This is a genomic window from Pseudomonas sp. McL0111, assembly GCF_052567255.1.
This window is the reverse complement of sequence record NZ_CP199585.1, coordinates 15,046-30,136: the sequence shown is the minus strand read 5'-3', so window position 1 is coordinate 30,136 and position 15,091 is coordinate 15,046. Positions and strand designations below refer to the sequence as shown.

Below are 15,091 nucleotides of genomic sequence, written 5' to 3'. Positions count from 1 at the left end.
GCAGGTGAGGAGGCGCTGATACCTCAGGCCCGCAGACTTGCTCGCGCTGACGCTTTCAAATGGCCAATGCATGTTGATCCTGCACAAACCGGTAATGCGTTCGGTTTGTCTGCGCCGCTGGTTTGAGGAAGTCGAGCAGGGCGTTCTGGCTGTCGCGGCATGCAGCTTTGTGTTCCATGTCGAGGAAGTGCCCGGTGGCCTGCAGCGTCATGAAGGTGCTGTGCGCCACATGGTTGCCGAACAGACGCGCATCGTCGGCGGCGGTGTATTCATCCCACTCGCCATTGACGAACAGCACCGGCACATCGATTTTCTTCGCCGCATTCAAATAGCACTGACGATCACTGTGCAGTACATCGCTGATGTGGAAGTGCATCTGGCCATATTCGTGTTCGGCAAGGCTGCTGACGTGACGATAATTGAAACGCTTGAACAGCGACGGCAGGTGTTTGCCGATGGTGCTGTTGACCAGGTTCCCGACACGATCACCATCCCGACTGCCGAGGTAGTCGATGCCGCGTTCGAGGTAGTCGAGCATATGGGCGTTGATCACCGGCGAGAACGAGCTGATCACGGCTTTCTCTATACGTCGTGGCCGTTGCGCAAGCGCCACCAGAGTGGCGGCGCCGCCCCAGGAAAACGACAACACGTGCTCGGCGCCAAAGTGATCGATCAGTTCCAGAAGGATCTGGCCTTCGACTTCCTTGGTGAGCATTTTCTCGTGACGGTTGTGGGCTTTTGACTTGCCCGCGTAGGGCTGGTCATAGCAGACAACGTTGAATTGCGGGTGCAGATTTTTCACGGTTTGTGCAAACGACGCAGTCGTGGCCATCGAGCCGTTGACCAGAATAATGGTCTTTTCTGCGGCGTCTGCGCGATAGAACTCCGTGTAAACCCGATACTGACCCTGTATATCCAGCACAGCGATTTCTGGCCTCATGTCATAAGACTCCTGGCAAGCAAGCGGGTATGCGCGCAAATAGAGATTGCACGAGCTTTGTGACAGGTAGGCATACGCCTGGAATTTTGGGGCCCATGTCGATCCGGAACGGCAGGTCGACGGGTATTGTTATTGGCGGGCAGTTTGTCGGCGGAGGTGAAGGCTGGTGGCTCTCCGCCCGGCAAAAAGTTTCTTAGAGGTATGGTGTGACTCATCGGTCACAATTTGGCCGACGTCCTGATTCAAGCAGGGGCATGGGGATCGCGCAAGTGCCGTTGGTGAATTGTTCGACAAGTTCTGCTGAGCGGTCGGCGGCTTAGAACAAATGAATCTCTTCGGTGCGCAAAGCGCGGTACTCGCCCGGTTTTAGCGCGTCATCCAGCAGCAGCGGGCCCATCGATTCACGGTGCAGGCGCAACACTTTGTTGTCGAAGTGGCCGAACATGCGCTTCACCTGATGGTAGCGCCCCTCGACGATGCTCAAGCGCGCAGACCTCGGCCCAAGCAGTTCGAGCTGCGCCGGTTGCGTGGTCAGGTCTTCGAAGGCGAAGTAGATGCCTTCGGCAAACTTGATCGCATATTCCGCGCTTATGTCTTGCTCGGTCTCGACGTAGTAGACCTTTGGCGATTTGGTTTGCGGCTGAGTGAGGCGGCGTGACCAACTGCCATCGTTGGTGATCAGCATCAGCCCGGTGGTGTTGAAGTCCAAGCGCCCGGCGATGTGCAGGTCGTCCTTGTCCGGTTCATGGATCAGGTCGAGCACAGTCGGGTGTTGCGGATCACGGGTGGCGCTGACGCAGCCTGGCGGTTTGTGCAGCATGAAATAGCGTGCCGGTTTGCCGAGTTGCAACACCTCGTCATCGACTTCGACGCGGCTGAATTCCAATACCTCGCTATGCGGATCGCCGACGACTTTTCCGTCAACGCGCACGCGCTTTTCCACCAGCAACAAGCGAACCTGCTGACGGTTGAAGCGGGGCAGGTTGCTGAGGAAGCGGTCGACGCGCATGGTCAGAAATCGGCAAGCAAAGGGGCGGGCATCTTACGGGATCTGCCGGGCAGACGCTTGCAGTTGCGCCTCGACCTGAGCGCAGCGCGGGCACAGGCACGATTTGTCGCGCAGTTCTGGCGGCAGCGCTTCGAGGATTGCCGGATCGATACTCACGCCGTAGCACCAGCAGGCGCGGTCGGCGGTTCGCGGATCGGCCAGTGAGCAGTCGTTGCGTGCGCCACAGGCGGGGCAGAGGTCGGGTTGATTCATCAAGGGTCAGCCATAAACACGATGTGACGCAGGTGCCATTGCGGCAGGGTTGCGTGTATTGCGCATGATCGGCCTGAGGGGCACGGCTGCGCAAGCGGTGCCATTGATCTGAAGGCCGGCGCGGCAGGGCACTTGGCATGAATTGCTCAGTCAAATCTGATGTCAGCCGGTCCGTGCCGACTGCTGTCGCAGGTCTTTCAGGAGGCCGTCATGCGTGTTCGAAAGCTGTTACGTCAAACGCTGCTCGGTGCAGTGCTCGGTCTGGGGTTGTCCGGTTGTTACTACTACGACGCTCCGCCCAATGTGTACGCAACGCCCTATTACTATCCCGGTTATTACTCTCCCTATTACTACGGCGGATATTACGGCCCGCGCTACTACGGCGGCGCCCGGTATTACTACGGTGGTTACGGCTATCGCGGCGGCTACGGGCGGGGTTATCACGGCGGCGGATATCATGGTGGCCACCACTAATCAGCGGCTGAATGGTGGCGTGGCGGATGAACAAGCTTTCATCAATCACTTGTTTCAACTTGTTGCAGAAACGCACCAGATTCGGAAAACGCTGTCAGATCATTCGTCAGTCACCGAATAAACGACTGATGCCTGCCAGCGTCGCTGGTGTGGGCAATCCGCGGTCCAGGAGGCCGCCATGTATCGCCGAATCCTACTGCTTGCCGTGTTGATGTTTTCCGTGGCCGGTTGTGCCCCTTACTCCTACGCAGACACCTATTACAGGTCGGAGGTCTACACATCACCCGCACCGGCGTACTACAGCGGTGGCGGCAATTATTACAGCGGTGGCAGCACGTATTACTCGGCCCCGCGCTACTACCAACCAGCACCACGTTACTACCAGCCGCCCCCGCGTTATTACTCGCAGCCGCGCTATTACCAACCGGCGCCGCGCCATTACGACAACCGTGGCTGGCGCGGTAATGATCGCGGTAACTGGAACGACCACCGTCGCGGCGGTTGGGATGACCATCGCGGTCGCGGCAATTACGATCGACACAGCGACCGAGGTGACCACAACGGTCGCGGCAACCGCTGGTAACACCTGCAATGAAAAGCGGCGCATAAAGCGCCGCTTTTTTGTGTCCGAATTTTAGTAGGACGATAAATCCGCCAACGGATGCCGCCCCTCCCAAACCTTGTGAAAATGCGCCTCGACCACCGCCTCCGGCACATTGTGAATGTCCGGCCAGTGCCAATGCGGTTTCTGATCCTTGTCGATCAATCGCGCCCGAACCCCTTCGCTGAATTCCGGATGGCGGCAGCAGTTGAGGCTCAGGGTGTATTCCATCTGAAAAACTTCGGCCAGCGACATATGTCGCGCGCGAATGATTTGTTCCCAGACCAGATGCGCAGTCAGCGGCGAGCCTTCGCTCATGGTCTTGGCGGCGCGGGCAAGCAATGGGTCGCGACTGTCGCGTTGCAGGCTGATGGCTTTCCAGGCGCAGGTGACGTCGCTGACATCCAGCAGTTCGTCGATTTGCTGTCTGCGTGGCAACCACTGAGCTTCTGGCATTTGCGCCACGGCTTCCTGTTGCAGCGCCTTGAGCAGACTGTTGAGTTGCATCGGGGTCTGTTCCTGCCAGTTCAGTTGCAGCAGGCCTTCGATCAGTTCTGGCTGCTGTTCGTCGAGCAGGAAACGGTCGGCGAGATCCAGATCAATCGCATCCCGACCGTTCATGTGTGCGCCGGTCAAACCAAGAAACAAACCGAGCTTGCCCGGCAGTCGCGACAGAAACCAACTGGCGCCGACATCCGGGTACAGACCGATGGTGATTTCCGGCATCGCCAGTCGGCTGCTCGGGGTGACGATGCGTGTGCTCGCGCCTTGCAACAGACCCATGCCGCCGCCGAGCACGTAGCCATGGCCCCAGCAGATCAGCGGCTTCGGGTAGGTATGCAGGCTGTAGTCCAAACGGTATTCCGCGCTGAAAAACTGCGCTGCCAGCGGTGGGACTTCGCCGGGATGGGCGCGACAGGCTTCCACCAGGCTGCGGACTTCGCCGCCAGCGCAGAAAGCCTTGGCGCCGTTGCCGCGCAGCAGTACGCAGACGATTTGCGGGTCTTTGGCCCAGGCGTTCAGTTTGTCGCTGAGGGCATTGATCATCGGCAGGGACAGCGCATTCAGCGACTTTTCAGCGTCCAGGCTGGCGATGCCGAGGCGGGCGCCGTCGGTGCCGGTGCGTTCTTCGAAGTGCAGATTCATCGTGACCTCGATCGGGAAATTGAGCGTTCAGTATGATCGCTGTGTGGGAAAGTGCCGGATCTGCGTCAGATCAATTGACAAGCGTGGTCGGCTTTCCTAGGGTTCGCCCCATTGTTTTTGCCGGATATGACCATGACTGCTGACGACCGTATCAAACTCGAACCAAGCTGGAAGGAGGCACTGCGTGCTGAGTTCGACCAGCCTTACATGGCAGAGTTGCGCAATTTTCTGCAGCAGGAGCGGGCTGCCGGCAAGGAAATCTACCCGCCGGGCCCGATGATTTTCAATGCGCTGAATTCAACGCCGCTGGATAAAGTCAAAGTGGTGATCCTCGGTCAGGATCCTTACCACGGCCCGGGCCAGGCCCATGGTTTGTGCTTTTCGGTGCAGCCGGGCGTGCCGGCGCCACCGTCGCTGGTCAACATCTATAAAGAGTTGAAACGCGATCTGAATATCGACATTCCGAGCCATGGTTACTTGCAAAGCTGGGCCGATCAGGGTGTGTTGATGATCAACACCACCATGACCGTCGAACGCGCCAACGCCAATGCGCACAAGGACAAGGGCTGGCAGTTTTTCACTGACCGGATCATCGAGCTGGTCAGCGAGCGGCAGCCGCATCTGGTGTTCATGCTGTGGGGCGCGCATGCGCAGAGCAAGCAGAAGCTGATCGATGCGACCAAGCATCTGGTGCTGACCTCGGTGCATCCGTCGCCGCTATCGGCTTATCGTGGATTCTTGGGTTGCGGGCATTTCAGCCGGACCAACAAGTTTCTTGAGCAGAATGGCGAAGCGCCGATCGAGTGGCGGTTGCCGCCGGTTTGATGTGTTGATCGGGCCGGCCCCTTCGCGAGCAAGCTCGCTCCCACAGGTTTTTGGGTTGAGCACATGATTTGTGTCCACTACAAAACCCTGTGGGAGCGAGCTTGCTCGCGAAGGGAACAACTCGGTCAATCAGTATTACTCGGGATTACGATTCCAGTACTTGAACAACGGCTCCGCCAGAAACAGCACAAACAACAGCCGCATCACCTGCATCGCCGTCACCAGTGGCACCGACAGTTGCAGGGTCTCCGCCGTAAGACTCATCTCCGCAATCCCTCCGGGCATCATGCCCAGCGTCAGTGAACGCAGATCCAGCTGAGTCAATGCACTCAACCCCAACGCCGCCATTGTTGCGATCAACATGGTCAGCGCCGTACCAATCAATGTGCGCCCCATGAACGATGGCGCCCGCCGAAAGAACTGCCGGTTGAAGTGACAACCCAATCCACTGCCAATCAGCCATTGACCGATCTGACTGCCGCCATCCGGCAGACCAATGTGCAGATCCCAGGCGATGCTCACCGTGGCACTCACCAGCAACGGCCCGAACAGCCATGGATTGGGTTGACGCAAACGTTGCCAAAGCCAGGCGAGCAGGGCGCCCGCTGGAAACAGAATCGCCAGCCAACGCCAATCGACATTGCCGGCGTGGGAGATCGGCGTACCGTCGCCCAGCAGATACTTGAAGGCTGCCGGCACGCAGAGCACCACCACCAGCACCCGCAAACTCTGACCCGCAGCGACATGGCTGAGCTTGGCGCCGTTGCGGGCGCCAAGGTTGACCATCTCGCCGGAGCCGCCGGGCATGCTGGAGAAGAATGCCGTGGCGCGATCTTCACCGGTACGGCGCATCAACCACACGCCAACAACCGCAGACAGGCTGGTGACCAGCGCACCGAAGAAGATCAGACCGAAGTGACTCAGCACCTGCTCCATCACCACCGGAGTGAAGTGCAGGCCGATGCCGATACCGACGATCCACTGGCCGCACTTGCGGCCGCCAGGGATTTCGGTCAATTGCCATGGAGTGAGGCAGCGCACGAGGATGATCGCCAGCAACGAGCCGACCATCCACGGTAGCGGCCAGCCGATCTGGCTGGCGAGGTAACCGCCAAGCAGACCGACCAGCGGGGTCGCCCACCAACCGCGCAGGGACGAGCGATCAAACATCGGCGATGGCGCGTTGCGCTGCCGAACGTTTGCGCCAGATACGGATGATCGGCATTGCCAGCATGATCACCGTCAACACCCAGCAACCGACCGTGATCGGGCTCGACCAGAGGATTTCGAGTGCACCGTTGGAGATCGACAGGGCGCGACGCAGGTTTTGCTCCATCAGACCGCCGAGGATGAAACCCAGCAGCAGCGGTGACAACGGGAAGTCCAGCTTGCGCAGGATGTAACCGAAGATGCCGATACCGATCATCAGGAACAGGTCGAAGGTGGTGGCGTGCACCGCGTAGACGCCGATCCCGGTGATGATCGCGATGACCGGCACCAGTGCCCAGTTCGGCACGGCGAGGATGCGGGTAAACACGCGGATCATCGGGATGTTGAGGACGATCAACATGACGTTGGCGATAAACAGCGAAGCGATCAGGCCCCAGACGATGTCCGGTTGTTGCTGGAACAGCAACGGCCCCGGCGTGATGTTGTACAGCGACAACGCACCGATCATCACCGCCGTGGTGCCCGAACCTGGAACGCCGAGGGTCAGCATCGGCACAAGTGCGCCGCACGCCGCGCCGCCGATGGCGGTTTCCGGCGCTGCCAGACCGCGAGCGTCGCCCTGGCCGAATTTGCCACTGGCACCAGCGATACGTTTTTCGGTCATGTAGGCCACGGCGCTGGCCAATGTCGCGCCAGCTCCCGGCAGCACGCCCATGATGAAGCCGAGCACGCCGCAACGCAGGTTCACGGTGAATACCGACGCCGCTTCCTTGAAGTTGAACATCATGCGCCCGGTGGCTTTCACCGCTTCCTGGCCATGGTGGGTTTTTTCCAGCAGCAGGAGGATTTCGCTGATGGAGAACAGGCCCAGTACCAGCACCACAAACTGGATGCCGTCGGTCAGGTGGATGTTGTCGCCAGTGAAGCGATACACGCCGCTGTTGGCATCAATACCCACGGTCGAGAGGAACAGACCGATCAACGCCGCAATAAACGTTTTCAACGGACGGTCACCGGCCATGCCGCCGAGACAGACAATCGCGAACACCATCAGCACGAAGTATTCCGCCGGTCCGAAAGCAATCGCCCATTTCGCCAGCAGCGGGGCGAACAGCACCATGCCGCAAGTGGCGATGAATGCGCCGATGAACGAACTCCACGCCGACAGCGACAGAGCAACACCGGCCAGGCCTTTGCGGGCCATCGGGTAGCCGTCGAGGGTGGTCATCACGGTGGAGGCTTCGCCCGGGATGTTCAACAGGATCGAGCTGATGCGGCCGCCGTATTCGCAGCCCAGATAAACGGCTGCCAGCAGAATCAATGCCGATTCCGGTGGCAGGCCCAGAGCGAATGCAATCGGGATCAGCAGCGCCACGCCGTTGATCGGGCCGAGGCCCGGAAGCAGGCCGACGACGGTGCCGATCAGGGTGCCGCAGAGTGCAGTCACCAGGTTGTACGGGCTCAGCGCGACGCCGAAACCCTGACCCAAATAGCCAAGAGTATCCATATCAGTTCTCCAGAACGCTGAGCAGGCCGAGCGGCAGCGGAACGTCCATCAAACGGTCGAACAGCAGGTAAAGACCGACGGCCATCAGGCTGATGATCACGGCGCTCGGCAGCCAGCGGCCGCCATACAGGCGTGCCATGGGAATGCCGGTGATGATGCTGGCGACGATGAAACCAAGGGGTTCGAACGTGCCGGCGAACACCAGCAACAGCACGACGCAGATGGCGATCTTGGTCAGGGTCGGGCGATCCAGTGGCGGTTCGTCATCGCTGTGTTTAATCGGCGCTGGACGAAATGCCATGTACAGCAGCGCGGTGCCCATCAAGGCAAGCATCAGCAGTGGGAAGGCGCGGGGGCCGACCGGTTCGTAGGAAAAAGCCGCTTGGTACGGCCACGCCATCAGTGCCAGGCCGACACAGACCAGCAGCAGCAGCGAGGCGAAAATGCGTTGTAAGAGCATGGGGAACTCCTGGGCCGTGACCTCGATGCGCGAGGTCACGGCCGCTAGACAGAGACGATCACTGAATCAGGCCGAACTCTTTGGCCAGCACTTTGTAGTCCGCAACCTGCTTCTTCACGTAGGTGTCCAGTTCCGGGCCGGTCATGGCGAACGGGAACAGTTCACGCTGATCGCGCAGCTTGGCGAAGTCTTCCGAGGCCAGCAGTTTGTCGAAGGCGGCTTTCCACCAGGCGTAGTCTTCATCGCTGACTTTTGGCCCGAGGTAGAAACCGCGCACCACTGGCCAGACGATGTCGTAGCCCTGTTCCTTGGCGGTCGGGATGTCTTTCATTTCCGGCTCGTCGAGACGCTTGTCGGCGAACACCGCCAGCAGGCGCATGTCGCCGCTCTGGATGTGCGGCATGGAGTCGGAGATGTCGGTGCTGCCGACCTGAATGTGGCCGCCGAGCAGGGCAGTGGCGATTTCGCCGCCACCTTCGAGAGCCACGTAACGCAGGTCACGCGGGTTGATCCCGGCAGCCTTGGCGATCAGCGCGGTCTGCATCCAGTCCTGGCTGCCGACGGTGCCGCCGGAACCGATCACCACTTTGCTCGGATCTTTCTTCAGCGCCTGTACCAGATCGTCGAGGGTCTTGTAGGGCGAATCGCTTTTCACTGCGATGGCGCCGTAGCTGGTGCCGACCGCTGCCAGCCAGCGCACGTTGGTTTCGTCGAAACGACCGAACTTGCCCTGCGCCAGGTTCAACAGCGAACCGCTCGACCATGCCACCAGCGTGCCGGCATCGGCCGGGCGTTGCGCGACCACTGCGTTGTAGGCCACCGCGCCAACGCCACCGGGCATGTAGGTCACACGCATCGGTTTGGTCAGCAGTTTTTCGTTGACCAGCGCGCTTTGCGCCAGTTTGCAGGTCAGGTCGAAACCACCGCCCGGGGAGGCCGGTGCGATGCATTCCGGACGTTTCGGTTCGGCCATCAATTGGCCGGCGAACAGCATGCAACTGGCGGCCAGAGCCACTTTACGCAGTGATAAGTTCATTCAAGTCTCCACGGATTTTTTTGTTGTATGGATATGTTGGAGCTACCGATGCTTTTGCTTCGGTAGTTCGATTTCTTACCAAAGGGCAACGCTATAGCTCACCAGCAGACGCACTTCATCAGCGTCGCGAGCGGAGTAGTTGGAACGGTAGGTGGCATTACGCAGACGCACGGCGACATCCTTCAGAGCGCCGCTTTGTACTACATATTTGATCTCGGAGTTGCGTTCCCATTCTTTGCCTTCTTCGCCGTTCTTGAGCTTGATGTTGTCACCGCTCAAGTAGCGGCTCATGAAGCTCAGGCCGGGAATGCCCAGTTTGGCGAAGTCGAAGTCGTAACGTGCCTGCCACGAGCGTTCTTCCGCGCCGGCGAAGTCGTTGATCTGCACGAAATTGACCAGATACGGGTCACTGCCATCGACATACGGGAAGGCACTGTCGCCGGACATGTGCTGATAGCCAGCGGTGAACTTGTGGCCGCTTAACGCATAGCTGACCAGACCGTTGAGGGATCGGTTGTCGATCTCGCCGCCACGAGCCGCGCCCTGATCATCACTGACGGCGAATCGCAGGTCAGTGGCGAAAGTACCGGGGCCCATCGGACGCGAAGCAACCAGTCCGAAGAAGTGCTGGTTATAGACTTCGTCGAGTTGCGCGAAGTGGTAGCTGCCGGTGATCTTGTCGGTGAACTTGTAATCCACGCCGCCGAAGTCGAAGTGTTTACCGGCTACAGCGCCTGCAAAGCGGCCGTTCTTGTTGTTGAGGGCGATGTCCTCGAAATCGGTACTGTCGCGATCCTTGGCTTTCTCCAGACGACCGCCAGTGAAGGTCAGGTTCTTGATCTCTTTGGAGGTCAGCAAGCCACCTTCGAAGGTCTGCGGCAGGATGCGTCCGTCGTTGGGTTTGAGGATCGGCAGTTCGGGGATCAGGCTGCCGATTTTCAATTCAGTCGCGGAGATTTTCACTTTGCCGGTCAGGCCGAGTTTGGAGTACTCGTCTACCGCGCGCCCATCGCTGTCAGTCGGCAGCAGACCGGTGCCGGTGCGGTCCGGACTCGAATCGAGTTTGACCCCGAGCATGCCCAGCGCATCGACACCGAACCCCACGGTGCCGTCGGTGTAACCCGACTGCAGATTGAGCATGAAGCCTTGAGCCCACTCATCGCGCTTCGATTGCTGAGCACTGGTGCCGTCGCGGAAATCGCGGTTGAAGTACATGTTGCGGGTTTCGAAAGTCGCGGAACTGTCTTCGATAAAGTCGGCAAAACTCACAGGAGAGAATCCGGCGAGAGCGGCGGCACTGGCGAGGGCGGTGTGGCTGAAACGGGAAGGACGAACAGGCGTAAGAGCCTTGGTCTGCAAGGACGGCATGCGAGGTGTACTCCGTTTATTGTTCTTATTGGTCGAAAACGCTTCGAGGCGTTTTTCTTTACGCTGTGTGGCATCAGCGACGGCAGTCGGAACTGTCCGTGGGCCGACTGTAACCAGCTAACCTTTCGCTAACCTTTCAGCTGGCTTTCGCGGTTTTCGGGCTTCACAGCAGCGATTGCGGCTGTAAACTCCGCCGCAAAGAGTGGCGTCGGCCATCCGTGAATGAGGTAAAGATCCATGCGTGTTCTGCTCGTCGAAGACCATCTGCAACTGGCCGAAAGTGTTGCCCAGGCGCTCAAGAGCACCGGTCTGACCGTGGATGTGTTGCACGATGGCGTGGCCGCCGATCTGGCCTTGACCAGCGAGGAATACGCCGTGGCGATCCTCGATGTCGGCTTGCCGCGCATGGACGGTTTCGAAGTGCTCGCGCGTCTGCGTGCGCGGGGCAAGAACCTGCCGGTGTTGATGCTGACGGCGCGTAGCGATGTGAAGGATCGCGTGCACGGCCTCAATCTTGGCGCTGACGATTACCTCGCCAAACCGTTCGAACTGACGGAGCTGGAAGCGCGGGTCAAAGCCCTGTTGCGCCGCAGTGTGCTCGGCGGTGAACGTCAGCAGCGTTGTGGTGTGTTGACCTATGACCTCGACACTCGACGCTTCACTCTCGGCGAAGAATTGCTCACCTTGACCTCCCGTGAACAAGCAGTGCTCGAAGCGCTGATCGCCCGTCCGGGGCGGGTGATGAGCAAGGAGCAACTGGCCTCGCAAGTCTTCGGTCTCGACGAAGAAGCCAGCCCCGATGCCATCGAAATCTACGTGCATCGCCTGCGCAAGAAGCTCGACGGCCAACCGGTGGCCATCGTGACCTTCCGTGGTCTCGGCTACCTGCTGGAAAGTCGCGATGCATAAGCCCAGCAGCCTGCGCTGGCGGTTGCTGTGGAACCTGGCGCTGTTGTTGGTGGTGTTGATGCTGGCCAGTGGATTAAGTGCCTACTGGAATGGCCGCGAAGCCGCCGACACCGCGTATGACCGGACCTTGCTGGCCTCTGCGCGGACCATCGCTGCCGGTCTGTCCCAGCGCGACGGCACCCTCAGCGCCGACGTGCCTTACGTGGCGCTCGATACCTTCGCCTACGACAGCGCCGGGCGAATTTATTACCAGGTCAATGACATCCATCAGAAGCTGATTTCCGGCTACGAAAACCTCCCCGGCCCGCCGCCCGGCACGCTGAGAACCGACGACTATCCGGCGTTGGCGCGTTTCTACAACGCGACGTACCGAGGGCAGAACGTGCGCGTGGTCAGCCTGTTGAAAGCCGTATCGGAACCGAACATGAACGGCATGGCGGAGATCCGCGTTGCCGAAACGGATGAGGCGCGGGTCAGCATGGCACGCAGTCTGGCCGCCGATACGCTGCTGCGGCTGGGCATGTTGGCGATAGGCGCGTTGCTGCTGGTGTGGTTCGCCGTCAGTGCGGCGTTGCGACCCATCGAGCGTCTGCGCACGGCGGTGGAAGAGCGCCAGCCCGACGACTTGCGGCCCTTGCCGCTGGTGCAGGTGCAACATGAATTGTGGCCGCTGGTGCGGGCGCTCAACCACTTCACCGAACGGCTGCGCGGGCAGTTTGAGCGGCAGGCGCAGTTCATCGCCGATGCGGCGCACGAATTGCGCACGCCGCTGGCAGCGATCAAGGCGCGGCTGGAATTGGGCTTGCGCTCAAGCGAGCCGGAGGTCTGGCGCTCGACCCTTGAATCGTCTGCACAAAGCACGGATCGCCTGACGCATCTGGCCAATCAATTGTTGTCACTGGCGCGGGTTGAAAACGGTGCGCGGGCGATCGCCGAGGGCGGTGCGCAACTGCTCGACCTCAGCCAGTTGGCGCGGGAATTGGGCATGGCCATGGCGCCGCTGGCGCACGCTCGGGGGGTGGCGCTGGCGCTCGAAGCTGACGAACCGGTCTGGCTGCGTGGTGAGCCGACGTTGCTCAACGAACTGCTGAGCAATCTGGTGGATAACGCGCTGGCGCATACACCGTCGGGCGGTAACGTGATTCTGCGAGTTACGGCGCCGGCAGTGCTTGAGGTTGAAGATGACGGGCCGGGGATTCCGCTGGAAGAGCGTGATCGAGTGTTTGAGCGTTTCTACCGGCGCAACCAGCAAGTCGCGGGTTCGGGATTGGGACTAGCGATTGTCGGAGAAATTTGCCGTGCGCATCTGGCGCAGATCACTTTGCATGATGGCGAACAGGCGGGGTTGAAAGTGCGGGTGAGTTTTATTGCTGGATGATTTTGCGGTGTGTTTTGCTGGCCCCATCGCGAGCAGGCTCACTCCTACATTGGAATGCGGTCTCCTGTGGGAGTGAGCCTGCTCGCGATGGCAGCACCAAGGTCTTGGATCAATAAAACATCGTTCGCGATTCTTCCAGATCCGCGCACAGCACCGCGTTATCCGGGTCGATCCCGAGCTTGCGGAAGGCCGGAACACTGAGCGGATCAATGCGCGCAAAAGGATGGTCGGTGCCTTTGTGGCAATACAGACTCGCCACTTGCACCAGATCGACGTAGTCGATGTCTTTCGAGTCGCGCTTGAAATCCTGATAGCGCCCCGGCAGTTCTACCAGACGCTCCGGAAACTCCCAGACCCGCAGCAGTTTGTCGCCCAGCAGAGGGTGAATGTGGTCGATCACATGATTCAGGCTGACCGGGTCCGATAGCAATTCGTAGTGGTCTTCGGCGTAAGTCAGGATCGGCAACACGCCGATCTGATGTACCAGACCGCCAAGCGCGGCCTGATCGGGCTTGAGTTGGGTGTAACGACGGCACAGCGCATAGCTGACCCCGGCGATCTCCAGACTCTTGCGCCAGACGTCACGCATCTTCTGTTCGACCACCTCGGAGCGGGCATGGAATATCTGTTCCATCACCAGACCGATCGCCAGGTTGCTGCTGTAGTTGATACCCAGTCGGGTGATGGCGGTGTGCAGATCGGTGACTTCCTGCGCGGCACGCAGCAAGGGGCTGTTGACCACTTTGATCAGGCGCGCCGACAGCGCGGTGTCACGGCCGATTACCTTGCTCAGTTCGCTGACGCTGATTTCCGGATCTTCAGCGGCCTTGCGAATTTGCAGGGCCACTTCCGGTAATGTTGGCAGAACCAGGTCATCGTTATCGATGGCCTCAACCAAATCCTGTTGGACCTTTTCCGCCAGCTCGCTCATTTAGACTCTCTAGGGTGTAGCAACAAGTACTGCAAATCAGCGCTGGATTTCGCGGTCGCGATCCAGTTCGTAAGGCAAGTCGAGCAGTTGCAGCGCGGGGCCTTCAAGGGCGCCCAGGTGCAAATCACCGGCCTCGGCAGCTTCGGCCTGCAACACCGCCAACAGTTCAATCTGTTGTCCGGCGTAGGCGGCCAGTACCACTTCGCCGATGGAGCTGCCATGACTTGGTGCGAACAGTTGGGTGCCGGGCTCCGGCAGATCACTGGCTTGCAGGGTCAAGCGATATAGACGGCGCTTGAGCTTGCCGAGGTACTGCATGCGCGCAACAATTTCCTGGCCGGTGTAGCAGCCTTTCTTGAAACTCACGCCGCCGACGGCTTGCAGGTTGAGCATTTGCGGGATGAACAGCTCGCGGGTGCTCGGCATGACCTGGCCGATACCGGCGCGGATCTGGCCCAGCAGCCATTGATTCAGCTCGCCTTCCGGCAAGGTTGCGGACAATTTGCTTTTGATCGCGTCAGCCTGAGCGGCTGGCACCCAGAGTTCAGCGCGCTGCGGCGAGACGCGAATCGCGATCAGGCCTTCGCTGCGCACTACGCTGTCGGTTTCTGCCGGCAGGTCCAGGCCGAGGCTGCTCAGGGCTGCATCGCCTTGCTCCAGACCAAAGCGTACCCAGGCGGCGCTTTCGTCGGTCAGTTTGGATTTGGAGAACACCGCGTACTTTTTCAGGTCCGCCAGTTGTGGCTCCAGCAACTCGCTGGCCATCGCCAGCAACACGCCGTCACCTTCGAGCAGAATGCGGAAACTCGACTGCATCCGGCCTTTCTGCGTGCAGCGTGCACCGAGGCTGGCCTGGGTTTCGCTGAGGTAATTGATGTTGCAGGTTAGTTGGCCTTGCAGGAATTTCCCGGCATCCACGCCGCGAACCGCGAGTACGCCTTCATGTGACAGGGTGCAGAAAAAAGCAGAATCGGCCATGGGTCATCGCAGGGTAAAAAGTCTGGGACACATCATAAGGGGGCGCTGTTGAAATGGGTAGTTGATAAAGGATCGGTGGCGCCCGACCAAAGCCGAGTGTTCGACCC

Annotated in this window: 16 protein-coding genes; 5 read left to right on the top strand and 11 right to left on the bottom strand. The window is 59.8% G+C overall.

Annotation, left to right across the window (positions count from 1 at the left end):
* Nucleotides 1-55: 55 nt before the first annotated feature.
* The 3 genes from ACTWLJ_RS00165 to ACTWLJ_RS00155 all read right to left on the bottom strand — a co-directional run bounded on the left by ACTWLJ_RS00165 (nt 56) and on the right by ACTWLJ_RS00155 (nt 2,201).
* Entirely contained in the window at nt 56-940 is an 885-nt protein-coding gene (locus ACTWLJ_RS00165; RefSeq protein WP_445179434.1) for an alpha/beta fold hydrolase, read from the bottom strand.
* A 316-nt stretch (nt 941-1,256) separates the two neighbouring features.
* Complete coding sequence (locus tag ACTWLJ_RS00160) at nt 1,257-1,949, bottom strand: pseudouridine synthase (RefSeq protein ID WP_445179433.1); 693 nt, start codon at nt 1,947-1,949, stop codon at nt 1,257-1,259.
* Between the two features lie 33 nt (nt 1,950-1,982).
* Nucleotides 1,983-2,201, bottom strand: a complete 219-nt coding sequence (locus ACTWLJ_RS00155; protein ID WP_445179432.1) for a cysteine-rich CWC family protein — start codon at nt 2,199-2,201, stop codon at nt 1,983-1,985.
* 210 nt (nt 2,202-2,411) lie between these two features.
* Between ACTWLJ_RS00155 and ACTWLJ_RS00150 the strand changes: the two genes are divergently transcribed.
* Nucleotides 2,412-2,675 carry a hypothetical protein gene (locus ACTWLJ_RS00150; RefSeq protein ID WP_445179431.1) on the top strand — a complete coding sequence of 88 codons (264 nt, stop codon included), beginning with the start codon at nt 2,412-2,414 and terminating at the stop codon, nt 2,673-2,675.
* A gap of 178 nt (nt 2,676-2,853) precedes the next feature.
* Complete coding sequence (locus tag ACTWLJ_RS00145) at nt 2,854-3,258, top strand: hypothetical protein (protein ID WP_445179430.1); 405 nt, start codon at nt 2,854-2,856, stop codon at nt 3,256-3,258.
* A 51-nt stretch (nt 3,259-3,309) separates the two neighbouring features.
* On the opposite strand, the gene ACTWLJ_RS00140 is transcribed toward ACTWLJ_RS00145, so the two are convergent.
* Nucleotides 3,310-4,422 carry an enoyl-CoA hydratase/isomerase family protein gene (locus ACTWLJ_RS00140; RefSeq protein WP_445179429.1) on the bottom strand — a complete coding sequence of 371 codons (1,113 nt, stop codon included), beginning with the start codon at nt 4,420-4,422 and terminating at the stop codon, nt 3,310-3,312.
* Between the two features lie 132 nt (nt 4,423-4,554).
* Between ACTWLJ_RS00140 and ung the strand changes: the two genes are divergently transcribed.
* Entirely contained in the window at nt 4,555-5,247 is a 693-nt protein-coding gene (ung, locus tag ACTWLJ_RS00135; protein ID WP_401215700.1) for a uracil-DNA glycosylase, read from the top strand.
* Between the two features lie 135 nt (nt 5,248-5,382).
* Here the strand turns inward: ung and ACTWLJ_RS00130 are convergent, their stop codons facing one another.
* The 5 genes from ACTWLJ_RS00130 to ACTWLJ_RS00110 all read right to left on the bottom strand — a co-directional run bounded on the left by ACTWLJ_RS00130 (nt 5,383) and on the right by ACTWLJ_RS00110 (nt 10,788).
* Nucleotides 5,383-6,417 carry an AbrB family transcriptional regulator gene (locus tag ACTWLJ_RS00130; RefSeq protein ID WP_445179428.1) on the bottom strand — a complete coding sequence of 345 codons (1,035 nt, stop codon included), beginning with the start codon at nt 6,415-6,417 and terminating at the stop codon, nt 5,383-5,385.
* Nucleotides 6,410-7,924 (bottom strand): tripartite tricarboxylate transporter permease, encoded by a 1,515-nt coding sequence (locus ACTWLJ_RS00125; RefSeq protein ID WP_401215696.1) that lies wholly within the window; start codon nt 7,922-7,924, stop codon nt 6,410-6,412. The genes ACTWLJ_RS00130 and ACTWLJ_RS00125 overlap by 8 nt, the downstream gene beginning before the upstream one ends.
* Nucleotide 7,925: 1 nt before the next feature.
* Nucleotides 7,926-8,384 (bottom strand): tripartite tricarboxylate transporter TctB family protein, encoded by a 459-nt coding sequence (locus tag ACTWLJ_RS00120; RefSeq protein ID WP_401215694.1) that lies wholly within the window; start codon nt 8,382-8,384, stop codon nt 7,926-7,928.
* Between the two features lie 58 nt (nt 8,385-8,442).
* On the bottom strand, nt 8,443-9,420 hold the full coding sequence (locus ACTWLJ_RS00115) for a Bug family tripartite tricarboxylate transporter substrate binding protein (RefSeq protein WP_401215692.1): 978 nt from the start codon (nt 9,418-9,420) through the stop codon (nt 8,443-8,445).
* Nucleotides 9,421-9,495: 75 nt separating this feature from the next.
* Nucleotides 9,496-10,788 carry an OprD family porin gene (locus tag ACTWLJ_RS00110; RefSeq protein WP_445179427.1) on the bottom strand — a complete coding sequence of 431 codons (1,293 nt, stop codon included), beginning with the start codon at nt 10,786-10,788 and terminating at the stop codon, nt 9,496-9,498.
* 237 nt (nt 10,789-11,025) lie between these two features.
* Between ACTWLJ_RS00110 and ACTWLJ_RS00105 the strand changes: the two genes are divergently transcribed.
* Together ACTWLJ_RS00105 and ACTWLJ_RS00100 are read left to right on the top strand one after the other, a co-directional pair.
* Nucleotides 11,026-11,697 carry a response regulator gene (locus tag ACTWLJ_RS00105; RefSeq protein WP_401215688.1) on the top strand — a complete coding sequence of 224 codons (672 nt, stop codon included), beginning with the start codon at nt 11,026-11,028 and terminating at the stop codon, nt 11,695-11,697.
* Nucleotides 11,690-13,075 carry a sensor histidine kinase gene (locus ACTWLJ_RS00100; protein WP_445179426.1) on the top strand — a complete coding sequence of 462 codons (1,386 nt, stop codon included), beginning with the start codon at nt 11,690-11,692 and terminating at the stop codon, nt 13,073-13,075. The genes ACTWLJ_RS00105 and ACTWLJ_RS00100 overlap by 8 nt, the downstream gene beginning before the upstream one ends.
* A gap of 109 nt (nt 13,076-13,184) precedes the next feature.
* Here ACTWLJ_RS00100 and ACTWLJ_RS00095 read toward each other — a convergent pair whose 3' ends face one another.
* Both ACTWLJ_RS00095 and ygfZ read right to left on the bottom strand, forming a co-directional pair.
* Nucleotides 13,185-14,006, bottom strand: coding sequence for an HDOD domain-containing protein (locus ACTWLJ_RS00095; protein ID WP_401215684.1), 822 nt, complete (start codon nt 14,004-14,006; stop codon nt 13,185-13,187).
* A 36-nt stretch (nt 14,007-14,042) separates the two neighbouring features.
* Nucleotides 14,043-14,984, bottom strand: a complete 942-nt coding sequence (gene ygfZ / locus ACTWLJ_RS00090) for a CAF17-like 4Fe-4S cluster assembly/insertion protein YgfZ (protein WP_445179425.1) — start codon at nt 14,982-14,984, stop codon at nt 14,043-14,045.
* Nucleotides 14,985-15,091 lie beyond the last annotated feature (107 nt).

Excerpts from the sequence above, each read along its gene's own strand:
- ACTWLJ_RS00165 (WP_445179434.1), bottom strand. The coding sequence starts at position 940 with ATGAGGCCAGAAATCGCTGTGCTGGATATACAGGGTCAGTATCGGGTT.
- ACTWLJ_RS00160 (WP_445179433.1), bottom strand. The coding sequence starts at position 1,949 with ATGCGCGTCGACCGCTTCCTCAGCAACCTGCCCCGCTTCAACCGTCAG.
- ACTWLJ_RS00155 (WP_445179432.1), bottom strand. The coding sequence starts at position 2,201 with ATGAATCAACCCGACCTCTGCCCCGCCTGTGGCGCACGCAACGACTGC.
- ACTWLJ_RS00150 (WP_445179431.1), top strand. The coding sequence starts at position 2,412 with ATGCGTGTTCGAAAGCTGTTACGTCAAACGCTGCTCGGTGCAGTGCTC.
- ACTWLJ_RS00145 (WP_445179430.1), top strand. The coding sequence starts at position 2,854 with ATGTATCGCCGAATCCTACTGCTTGCCGTGTTGATGTTTTCCGTGGCC.
- ACTWLJ_RS00140 (WP_445179429.1), bottom strand. The coding sequence starts at position 4,422 with ATGAATCTGCACTTCGAAGAACGCACCGGCACCGACGGCGCCCGCCTC.
- ung (WP_401215700.1), top strand. The coding sequence starts at position 4,555 with ATGACTGCTGACGACCGTATCAAACTCGAACCAAGCTGGAAGGAGGCA.
- ACTWLJ_RS00130 (WP_445179428.1), bottom strand. The coding sequence starts at position 6,417 with ATGTTTGATCGCTCGTCCCTGCGCGGTTGGTGGGCGACCCCGCTGGTC.
- ACTWLJ_RS00125 (WP_401215696.1), bottom strand. The coding sequence starts at position 7,924 with ATGGATACTCTTGGCTATTTGGGTCAGGGTTTCGGCGTCGCGCTGAGC.
- ACTWLJ_RS00120 (WP_401215694.1), bottom strand. The coding sequence starts at position 8,384 with ATGCTCTTACAACGCATTTTCGCCTCGCTGCTGCTGCTGGTCTGTGTC.
- ACTWLJ_RS00115 (WP_401215692.1), bottom strand. The coding sequence starts at position 9,420 with ATGAACTTATCACTGCGTAAAGTGGCTCTGGCCGCCAGTTGCATGCTG.
- ACTWLJ_RS00110 (WP_445179427.1), bottom strand. The coding sequence starts at position 10,788 with ATGCCGTCCTTGCAGACCAAGGCTCTTACGCCTGTTCGTCCTTCCCGT.
- ACTWLJ_RS00105 (WP_401215688.1), top strand. The coding sequence starts at position 11,026 with ATGCGTGTTCTGCTCGTCGAAGACCATCTGCAACTGGCCGAAAGTGTT.
- ACTWLJ_RS00100 (WP_445179426.1), top strand. The coding sequence starts at position 11,690 with ATGCATAAGCCCAGCAGCCTGCGCTGGCGGTTGCTGTGGAACCTGGCG.
- ACTWLJ_RS00095 (WP_401215684.1), bottom strand. The coding sequence starts at position 14,006 with ATGAGCGAGCTGGCGGAAAAGGTCCAACAGGATTTGGTTGAGGCCATC.
- ygfZ (WP_445179425.1), bottom strand. The coding sequence starts at position 14,984 with ATGGCCGATTCTGCTTTTTTCTGCACCCTGTCACATGAAGGCGTACTC.